At 61.9% G+C, this 10183-nt stretch carries 9 protein-coding genes; 5 read left to right on the forward strand and 4 right to left on the reverse strand.

Going from position 1 to position 10183, the window contains the following annotated elements; genetic code table 11:
* Both VFL62_RS01985 and VFL62_RS01990 read right to left on the reverse strand, forming a co-directional pair.
* Positions 1-425 (reverse strand): ATP-binding cassette domain-containing protein (locus VFL62_RS01985; RefSeq protein WP_325170702.1); only part of this gene is annotated, 425 nt, incomplete at its 3' end.
* A gap of 285 nt (positions 426-710) precedes the next feature.
* A complete protein-coding gene (locus VFL62_RS01990) occupies positions 711-1157 on the reverse strand; it encodes a DMT family transporter (protein ID WP_325170703.1) in 447 nt (148 codons plus the stop codon).
* 169 nt (positions 1158-1326) lie between these two features.
* On the opposite strand from VFL62_RS01990, the gene VFL62_RS01995 reads away from it, so the two are divergent.
* On the forward strand, positions 1327-2139 hold the full coding sequence (locus VFL62_RS01995) for a class I SAM-dependent methyltransferase (protein WP_325170704.1): 813 nt from the start codon (positions 1327-1329) through the stop codon (positions 2137-2139).
* A 2-nt stretch (positions 2140-2141) separates the two neighbouring features.
* Here VFL62_RS01995 and VFL62_RS02000 read toward each other — a convergent pair whose 3' ends face one another.
* Positions 2142-3194, reverse strand: a complete 1053-nt coding sequence (locus VFL62_RS02000; protein WP_325170705.1) for a lytic transglycosylase domain-containing protein — start codon at positions 3192-3194, stop codon at positions 2142-2144.
* A gap of 242 nt (positions 3195-3436) precedes the next feature.
* Between VFL62_RS02000 and VFL62_RS02005 the strand changes: the two genes are divergently transcribed.
* Positions 3437-3625, forward strand: coding sequence for a hypothetical protein (locus VFL62_RS02005; RefSeq protein ID WP_325170706.1), 189 nt, complete (start codon positions 3437-3439; stop codon positions 3623-3625).
* A gap of 165 nt (positions 3626-3790) precedes the next feature.
* A complete protein-coding gene (locus VFL62_RS02010) occupies positions 3791-4030 on the forward strand; it encodes a hypothetical protein (RefSeq protein WP_325170707.1) in 240 nt (79 codons plus the stop codon).
* Between the two features lie 172 nt (positions 4031-4202).
* Here VFL62_RS02010 and VFL62_RS02015 read toward each other — a convergent pair whose 3' ends face one another.
* On the reverse strand, positions 4203-5954 hold the full coding sequence (locus tag VFL62_RS02015; RefSeq protein ID WP_414644576.1) for an adenylate/guanylate cyclase domain-containing protein: 1752 nt from the start codon (positions 5952-5954) through the stop codon (positions 4203-4205).
* Between the two features lie 333 nt (positions 5955-6287).
* Here VFL62_RS02015 and VFL62_RS02020 point away from each other — a divergent pair, with 333 nt between their 5' ends.
* A complete protein-coding gene (locus tag VFL62_RS02020) occupies positions 6288-9506 on the forward strand; it encodes an AMP-binding protein (RefSeq protein WP_325170709.1) in 3219 nt (1072 codons plus the stop codon).
* Between the two features lie 146 nt (positions 9507-9652).
* Entirely contained in the window at positions 9653-9859 is a 207-nt protein-coding gene (locus VFL62_RS02025) for a hypothetical protein (RefSeq protein ID WP_325170710.1), read from the forward strand.
* Positions 9860-10183 lie beyond the last annotated feature (324 nt).

The following is a 10183-nucleotide window of genomic DNA, read 5'->3' on the forward strand; positions in this document are numbered from 1 at the left end:
TTGTCGTAAACGGTCATCGGAAATGGCGTCGGCTTCTGGAACACCATTCCAATGCGCGCACGCAATTGGCAGACGTCGATCTGCCCGAGGATATCCTGCCCATCCAGCAGGACCTCACCCTCCGCGCGCTGTCCCGGATAAAGGTCATGGATGCGGTTGAACACCCGCAACAGCGTTGACTTGCCGCAGCCGGAAGGTCCCATGAAGGCGGTCACGCGCCTGTCGTAGACCGGCACCGTCACGTCGTGGAGAGCCCGCGTGCCATCTTCATAGAAGAAGTTGAGGCGGCGAACGCTGATCTTTTCGGTGGTCGGCCCGCTTTTCGAATGTTCATTGATCGCGGCGGCGAACGACTGTTTGGCGGTATTCTGGCGCGCTGTGGTTCGAGCCAAAAGTGGAAGTGCTGTGTCAGCAATGTGGGGCATGCGCAACCTCGCCAGCGGGATATCGAGTTCGGCTTCCGTTTGGCACCGCTGCGGGGTTCGACCTTTGACGCGCATCAACTGCGCGCGCCAAACCACTCGACGTCATGAAAATTTCACACAAGCGAGCCGAGCTGACGGTGCGATAGCACTCCAGCGCGGATCATTGCCTTCGAAGGCGCCGCCCTCGGCGTGCCAGCGCTCTCCATCGGCCACGCCCGACCTTATCGGCGCAGCCGCAGTCAACTTTCCCACGCAAATTGAGACCGGTTCAAATCGCGAACCGCGCTACATCCGTATCAACACCACGCCGCCGACCGGGAGCACCGCGCCGATGATGCGCACCGCGCTGACGGGCTGAACGGCAAGGCCAAGCAGGCCGAAGTGATCGAAGGCGATCGAGCCGAGCATCTGGCCTGTAATGAGCAGCGCAAAAAAGGTCGCCGCGCCGAGCTGCGGAATGAGAAAGATCGCAAGCGCAATGAAGATGGCCCCGAACAGGCCGCCGCTCCAGGCGAACCAGGGGATGCGCGCGGCCGTGGCGGCCGAGGGAAACGGGTCCTGCATCGCGAGCGCCAGCGCCGCCATGCAGATGACGCCGAGCAGATAGCTCATGAAGCCCGACCAGGCGGCCGAGCTCAACGCGGCGCGCAGATTCGCATTCAGCGCCTGCTGCACCACGAGGCTAAGGCCGGCCGATACGGCAAGGATCATGGGAATGGCCAATTTCAGCATCTGAAAACCCCGGCAAGGAATCGCTCGATATCTTTCGATTATCGGCCGAAGCGGTTCATCTCGCCACCCACCCGCGCGTTGCGGCCGCGACATCATGGACGACCCCGAGTTCTTCACGGAGACGACCCCCGCCCCTATGATCTCTGGGGTGTTAGCGGGAGCAGTATCAATGGAGGCGACCGACAAGACGTTCGCTGGCTCGATTCCGGAAATCTACCAGCGATTCTTCGTCCCGCTGATTTTCGACACCTATGCGCGCGATCTGGCCGGGCGATTGGCTCAAGCCGGACCAAAAGACGTGCTGGAGACGGCGGCAGGAACCGGCGTTCTGACGCGGGCGATCGAACAGCTGTTGCCGCCACCCGCCCGAATCGTGTCGACCGACCTCAATCCGGCGATGCTCGACTACGCCAAGACGCTGTCCGCTCAAAATGGCCGGGTGGAATGGCGACAGGCCGACGCGATGGCGCTGCCGTTTCCGGATCAAAGCTTCGATGCCGTCGCCTGTCAGTTCGGCGCGATGTTCTTTCCCGACAAGCTCGCCGGGTTCAGAGAGACGCTCCGTCTTCTCAGGCCCGGCGGCCAGTTCTTTTTCAATGTCTGGGGCAAGATCGCTGACAACGAGTTTGCCGACATCGTGACCGAAGAGCTGGCGGCCGTGTTTCCCGACGATCCGCCCCGCTTCATGGCACGGACGCCGCACGGTTACCATGATGCCGAACAGGTCCGTCAGCATTTGAACGCAGCCGGGTTCGGCACGGTGTCGATTGAGGTCGTCGATCGAACGAGCAAGGCGGCCTCGCCGCGCGATGCCGCGATCGCCTACTGCCAGGGCAGTCCGCTGCGGAACGAGATCATCGCGCGCGACGCCACGCGGCTCGAAGAAGCGACGCAGCGGACGGCCGAGGCTTTGGCGCGCCGGTTCGGCACGGGCGCCATCGAAGGCCGCATCCGCGCGATCGTGTTCACCGCCGCGCGTTAGGTTCAATTGCGCATCACGTCGCAATAGGTGCCGGCGGAGCGCAGCGAGGCGCACAGCTTTTCGGCCCCCATGCGGGTGTCCTCCCCGATACGAACGCGCGCCGCGCCGGCCTGGCCCACGACCCCGCGGATCACGACGTTGGGTTCGCGGTCCGCGACGATGGCCGCGAACCTCACTCGCCAATCGCGGTAACGGGCCAGCGCGGTTTCAGGCGTCGTTCCCCCGACGATTTCAACGCCCCAAGGTTTCTTGATGTCGGGCTTCTTGACGTTCTCCTTTCCCGCCTCTTCGCGTTTCGCCGATGCGGCGCTCGAGGCCTGAATGAGCGTTGCGGCTGCGCCATCGCAGCGGATCGCATCGCTGGAAGGTATTTTGGCGTCGACGTCCTGCTCACCGCTTCGCCACGCCTCGGCGGAGCGGCCAGTGACGATCCATACATAGGCTCGCGTTTCCCGCGGCAGCAGCCGCCGGCCACTCAGCCAATCGCGGACGCGTGCAGGTCCCGCATTGTAGGCAGCAGCCGCAAGGCCGAGGTTGCCGAACTCCCGGCGCAGATCGCTCAACAGCCGTCCGGATTTTTCGATCGCCTCAACGGGATCGAAAGGATTTTCCAGGCCGTTTGACCTCGCGGTCTCCGGCATGAATTGCGCGATGCCTTGCGCGCCCTTGCGGCTGATCGCATCGGGCGCGAAACGGCTTTCCTGCCAGATCAGGCGGATAAAGAAATTCGCAGGCAACGCATTGGCGGCGGCCGCCGCGGCAAGGGCCTCGCAGATGTTTGTCGGCTTTGCCGGCGCGGCAGCGTCACGCGGGCCGAATTGTTTCGACTGGCGGTCGTCGCCTTGCGTGTTTTCTTGCGTGTTTTCTTGGGTGTTTTCAACGGAGGGCTGCTGTTGATGCGGTTGCGATGCTCCCGCCGGCTCCTGGGGGGCATCATCCGCAAAGGCCGGCTGCGCGGTCGGCGCCGCCGTCGCGGATAAAACCAGGCCGAGCAGAAAGCCGGACAGACGGACCAGGCCGCCGGGGGATGGCACGCGACGCAACTGATTTGCCATGGCGACGGCTCGTGATGCAGCCCCGAAAGACCCGACCGCAATCGGTGAAAACGAGCGGCGGGCCGTCGTGTTCCCGCCAGGAAAACGAAAGTCGGGAGCGACAAGCAGCCGCAGCCTGTCAAGGCCCAGAACGGGAAGATTCGGCAGATCGGCGGAACATCGCTTCCCGCTTGTGGGTTGATCGCATCGATAATGAAGAGGCTGGGAGTGCAATGAACGAAACGTCTCAACTGGCGAGCGCGATGGCGACCCTTGTTTTCGCGGCCGGCATGCTGGTCGCGGAGCAGATCTACATCGAAAGCAGGGCCGCGCAGGCTTCGATGCCAGCGGCGCGGATCGCGCGAAATGTGAAGTGGGATCATCCGGTGCATCGGGCAGATGACCGGCCGACGCGGTCATCTCAGGTAATACAATTGCATCGCGAGCACTAGTGCGGCGAATTTGAAGTTCCTATCAGTTTCGCCGCGAGTCCATCACAGGAACTTCAAATTCAAAGCCGCACTAGAAAAAATAAATTGCTAGAGCTCCTTTGATTCTGAAGTTCGCATCAGAGGTAGCCGCGACAGCTTGCGAACTTCAGAATCGGAGCTCTACTGATGAAGCTGATCCGCAGATTCGCTCCGCTTGCGCCGGAGGGCAGACCGCAAGATCCGAAACTCGACGGCAGCGGCCTTCGCTTCGAAACCATGGATCATGGCGGCGAGTATCCCGACACGATGCCGCAGGCCATCAAGCTGATCGACGCCGACGGACGCTCATGCATCTACGTGCCGGTCATGCAGGACGGCCGTGTCGTCGACTGCCAGGGACAGCTGGTCGATATCGATGACGACTGATGTTTATTGCTGATACTTCGTGATGAACTCGGTGGTGTTGACCCGTCTGGTAACCGAGTTCTTGACGATTCGCTGCCGCCCTTCCCGCCCGACAGACATATCGATGAGCTTTGCGGCCGAGAGCAAAGTGCGCCGGGACAGAAGCGATCGATTTATCGCTCCGTCACCCGCATCACTCATCGGGTACGCCGGCGAGCAGCATGCCCCGGTAAAGGCGTTCGCGCCCATCGAGAAAGCCCTTGTTGTCGCTCGGCTGGGAAGCACGGAAGCGGCGGATGGTGAAGCCCGGGTTCAACGCAAGCCCCGCGGCCGCGGCAAGGCGCGCCTCCTCGAGCGACCCCTGCAAACTCAATGCGGCGGCCAGCAAAAAATGCGAGAGCGGTGAATTGCGATTGCCTTCGACGCTGCGCCGAAGCCAGACCGCAGCCTCGGCATCTGCACCGAGTTGCATCTTCGACACACCCATGAACTGCATCCAGCGGTGCGCATAGATATCGCGCGGCGACAGGCGGAAGGCCTCGAGGATATGGCCTTCGGTTTCGCCGGCCCGGCCCAGATAATATTTGGCCATCCCGATGACGGCGTGGGCATCCGCCAGGTTGCGATCCAATGTCAGCGCCTGCTCGCACTCGGCGATCGCCTGTACGTGACGGTTGGTCATGTTGTAGATCGTGCCCAGAACCCTGTGCGCGAGCGCCCGGTCCGGGTCCAGCGATAGCGCCCTGATCGCATTGCTTTCGGCGAGCGCGAGCAGCCTGGAGCGATCATCGGTGAGCATGAAGGCGCCGGCGGTGGCATCGACGCTCGCCAGGCCGACGAGCGCGCCGACGTTCCGGGAATCGATCTTCAGCGCGCGTTCGAAGAAGCGCCTCGCCTGCGAAAGCGGCTCTGAGGTCGGCCCCTTGTAGAGACACGCGATACCCTGGAAAACCAGCTCCATGGCGTCGGGATTTCTCGAACGCTCCGCCCGTCGGGCTTCGGCCATCATGAGTTGGGCATCCAGCGCCTGGGCCAGCCGCGCGACGATCTCGTCCTGCATGTCGTAGAGATCGGCGATCGGCTTCTCGAAACGTTCGGCCCAGATGTGCTTGCCGGTTTCCGTATCAATCAGCTGCACATTAATCCGAAGCCGCTTGCTGCCGCGCTGCACCGAGCCCTCGAGCGCGTAGCGCACGTTCAGCTCGCGCCCAACATGCTTCACATTGACGGCCTTGCCCTTGAAGGTGAACGCGGTGTTGCGGGCGATCACGAACGATCCGTCGATGCGCGACAGGTCGGTGGTGAGGCTCTCGGTCACCCCGTCGGCGAAATATTCCTGTTCCGGGTCGTCGCCGAAATTGGCAAACGGCAACACCACCATGGACAGATATGGCGGCGATACCGGACCGCGCACCGAAAAACCATATGCCCCGGCTTCAGTCCCTGACCGAGGCCAGGCATAGGCCCGCGTCGGGCGGGCGATGTTCTTGAAGAATTGCTCGCCGATGTCGTCGAATTCGACCGCCAGCTTGCCGCTGATCTGATCGTAGGCCGCCGCCGAGATACAGATGCCACTGGGCGTCGAGATGCTCTCGAGCCGCGCCGCAACGTTGACGTCGTCTCCGAAAATGTCGTGTGGCTCGACGATGACGTCGCCGATATTGACACCGACGCGGAACAGGATCCGCTGATCTTCCGGCTCGTTGATCGAAATTTCATCGATCTTTTTCTGGAATTGCAACGCGGCGCGGGTTGCTTCGACGGCGCTCGGAAATTCCGCAAGCAAGCCATCTCCGGTGTTCTTGACGATCCGTCCGCCGTGCGTCTCGATAGCCGGAACGACAACATTCGTCATGAGTACGGTGAGGCGCATATGCGTGGCCTCTTCCGCGGCATGCATGAGACGCGAATAACCGGCCACGTCCGCAGCCAATATGGCTGCCAACCTCCGTTCGAGCCGGGCGGGACGTTCGTGCACCATTTCAAGGCACCTGTTGCGTCGCAAGGTACGATAGAATTCAACCAAACGCCAAGAACCACAAGTGGATCGCGGCCCACTGGCGGGACCGGAGGTTGACCCTTGTCTGGAGCGCAGCAGGCGGTAAGGGACCGGATGCAGCGATCGGACTCGACTGATCGATCGGTGTCTGGATAATCGAATTCACAGTCGGCGCAGCAATACCGTCCTCGAAAGTCTCAAGCGTCGAAACACCACGACGCAACGTCGAATTGGGGGGCAGATTTGTTTGACATCTCGATACCTTCGAAACGCGACGATTTGATTAAGAACGCAGCAACGTATCCGTTTCCCGCTATTCCGGACCTGCTCTCCCACCACGCACAAACCTCACCCGACCGCGCAGCCATTCTTGCACCCGGCCGCGAACCGTTGACCTATGGCGAATTATGGAAACAGGCACGCGAGGTCGTTTGCGCACTGCGAGGCCTCGGCATCGGCCGAACCGGTCGGGTCGCGGTCGTGTTGCCCAATGGGCCGGAAGCTGCGGTCGCGATGGTTGCGGTTGCCGCGGGGTCGGTCTGTGTTCCGCTCAACCCAGCTCTGACCGAAGACGAGTACCGCCGCTATTTCGAACAATCGCACCTGGCGGCCTTATTAACCTCACCTGATGCGAGCCCGGCGAGCCGGCGCGTTGCCCAAGCCATGGGCCTGCCAGTCGTCGAGATCATGCCCCGAACCGACCACCGCGCCGGTTCGTTCGGAATCGGCGGGCGACGAACGACCCGATCGGGTGACGAGGAGTTTTCCTCGAGCCAGGATGACGCCTTCCTGCTCCTGACTTCGGGCAGCACGTCCTGGCCGAAAACCGTCCCATTGACGCATGCGAGCGTCTGCCTGTCGGCCCGCAATGTCGGCGACAATCTGCGGCTTGGACCGCAGGACCGGCTCTTGAACGTGCTGCCGCTGTTTCACGGCCACGGGTTGATCTCGGGTCTTTTGGCCTCGCTCGCGGCGAGCGCGAGCGTGGTCTCTACGCCGGGTTTCGACGCCGCCAAGTTTTTCGACTGGCTCACTGAATTCCAGCCAACCTGGTACACGGCGGTACCCGCCATTCATCAGGCGATATTGGCCGCGGCGCCCGGCAGGCCGATCGTGAAGCACTCTTCGTTGCGGCTCGTCCGCTCGGCCTCCACGTCTCTGGCTCCCCAGACGCTCAGCGCGCTGGAAACCCTGTTCGGCGTTCCGGTGATCGACACCTTCGGCATGACCGAGGCCGCCACCCAGATCACCGCCAATCCTCTCGATCGACGAAAGCCGGGTTCGGTCGGTCCCGCGGCGGGCCCGGAAATCGCCATTCTCGACAGCCAGGGCCGACACTTGCCGGCCGGCAAGCGCGGCGAACTCGCATTGCGCGGCCCGACTGTCACGCGTGGCTACGACAACGATCCGACGGCAACGGCTTCGTCGTTTCGAGACGGATGGTTTCGGACCGGCGACATCGGCTACCTCGATGACGACGGCTATCTCTTTATCGTCGGCCGATTGAAGGAGATCATCCACAAGGGCGCGCAGAAGGTCGCCCCTGCCGAGGTTGAAGCGGCTTTGCTGGGTCATCCCGATGTGGTCGACGCCGCCGTATTCGCCGTGCCGCACGGCCGGCTTGGCTCGGATGTGGCGGCGGCCGTCGTTCTGCGCCGGGGCGCAATAGCCGGTGTCCGGGAATTGCGCGATTTCGCGCGCGAACATCTGGCACCCTTCAAGACCCCCGGCGTGATCCGGATCGTCGACGCGATTCCCAAGGGTGCCGGCGGCAAGATCAAACGGGCCGAGCTTCAGGCGGCGTTTTCGCACCCTGAGGCGCACCAAATAGGCGCCGGGGCGGCACCGCACCGCTCGACACTGGCGCACCGGCTCGCCGGCGCGTGGGCGGAAATCCTCGGCTCCGATCACGTCGGTCTCGAGGAGGACGTGCTCGCGCTCGGCGTCGATTCGCTTGACATGACCCAGATGATCCTGCGCATCAAGCGCGACTTTGGCGTCGAGTTGACGTTTGACGATATCTTCGAGACGCCAACGGTCGCCGCTTTGGCGCTTCGCGTGGAGACGTCACAAAAGCGTGCCCGCGTTTCGATGCCGCCTGCGAGCGATTTGCCCGAACTGACCGCGCAGACGAAGCAGTATGGCGTCAAGCCGCTGTCGGTGGTTCAGGAACGCATGCTCAGAATCGAACGCAAGCTGCCGGGCTTGCCGCAGTTCAACCTGCCCTTTGCCTATCGGCTGCGCGGCCCTCTCGACGTCGGCGCGCTTAAACGAAGCTTGACCCGCGTCATGCGCCGCCATGCCTCGTTGCGCACGGCGTTTGGCTGGCGCAAGGGCAGGCCCGTTGCGCTCGTGATGAAGGAGAATGACGTCAAAGCCCGACTGACGGTGAAAGATCTTTCGCTGGGCGCACCGCTCAAGAACGCTGGAATCAAAAAGCTCCTGCTGCTCAAGGCGAAGCTCGAAGTCGAGCAAAAATACTTCAAGCGCATCGCCACCGATCAGGCCCCGTTGTTTCGCGCCTTCCTGTTTCGGCTCGCCGCGAAGGAGCATGTTTTGCTGCTGGTTTTCCACGACATCATCATCGACGGCTGGTCGGTGACGATCTTCATGGAAGAGCTTTCCGAGTTTTATTCCGCCGAGATCGATGGCGCCGAGGCGCCGCTGCGCGAGGCAAAATTCCAGTTTTACGATTTTGCCGACTGGCAGCGTCGGTGGTCCAGCACATCGGCTGCAAAACGGCAGCTCGTCGAATGGAAAGAGAACCTGAAAGGCTTCTCGCCCTTGTTCGGCGATCCCTCGATCGGCGTCGGCGACGAGCTGATCTCGCGCGTCGTCGCGAGACCATTTCAGCTTTCCAGTGATCTTGCCGCGCAACTGAAAGACCTCGGCCACGATAGGGGTGTGACGCTGTTTACGACCCTGCTCACCGCGTTCAAGAGCTTGCTGTCGCTGCACAGCGGCCGCACTGATATTTGCGTGGCGACGTTGATGGCCAATCGCGCCGAGTTGGGGCGAGAACGCGTCATCGGTCCCTTTGCGACCACAACTTTGATCCGGACGAAAATTGATCCGAATCTAACGTTCGGCGAGGCGCTTGGTCGCGTGCGGCAGGCGGTTTCCCAGGCCTATGACCGGCAGGAATTGCCTTTCGACACCATTGCAGACAGCCTGGCACAGCAAGCCGGCGTGTCTCCTTCGTTGCTCGTTCAAATCTATTTCGTTCTCCAGGTTGGCTTTCGCCGGCCCCTCAGGCTCTCGAAGATCAAGGTTCAGCGGTTCGGACATCAGGAAGGCCGCACCGTGATGCCGATCGACCGCGCGTGGCTGTCGATGACGCTGCGAGAAACTTCGCCCGGGATAACGGGCCTCTGTGAATACAAGGACGAATTGCTCAAGACCGATGCCAGGCTCGATTGGGTCAAGGAGTACCGCAGATTTCTGGCAAAGGCGGTCGCCAATCCATTCGCGCAGCTTGGCCGCCTCGCCGATCGGTAGACGGTAAGCGCGCGCACGGCCGCGTGGTCCCGAACGGCTGGTGGTCTGTCTGTCATACAACTCGATTGCCAATTGGAACTATCGAAACTAGACTATTCCGCATTGGGACAAGTTTTTTGGATCAATCGATTCCCGGGAGCGAGGCGATGTGCGCATTTACGGCCAACCTGATCGACTTCGACAAGCTGACGGCCAAGCAAAAAAAAGACTTGTTGAATAATTACAAGAAGAAGAAGGCCGACTATCAAGCCTTGATCAGGGACGCCGACAGGTCGCTCAAGGGCATCGAGAAGGCGATCCAAACCATACAGAAGAAGACCGCGAAAAAGTCGGCGAAAAAAGCCAAGCGCTGATCACACCGGAGCAACCCGGCGCACTTCTTTACCAGGCTCGCGGCGCCATCTTGGTGCCGTCGCCAGGCCATCAATGGATCGCCTGACGGCATCATCTTTGCGTGGCCATCGCAACCGAATAATCAGGACGAATTCCCGCGTTCCCGCCGCTGTTGCCAGGCTGCCGACCGAGCCGGTTAGCCAGAGTACCGAGGCAGGCTGTCCTGTTGTGGCACACGATGCTGCCCGCAGCCGGGCGGCTCCTCGCACCAGCCAAACCTACAAAAACTTGTCAGGCGTCAGCGGCAGATCGCGGACCCGCTTGCCGGTGGCGTTGAAGGCGGC

The sequence above is a fragment of the Bradyrhizobium sp. genome (genome assembly GCF_035701725.1).
Lineage (GTDB): Bacteria > Pseudomonadota > Alphaproteobacteria > Rhizobiales > Xanthobacteraceae > Bradyrhizobium.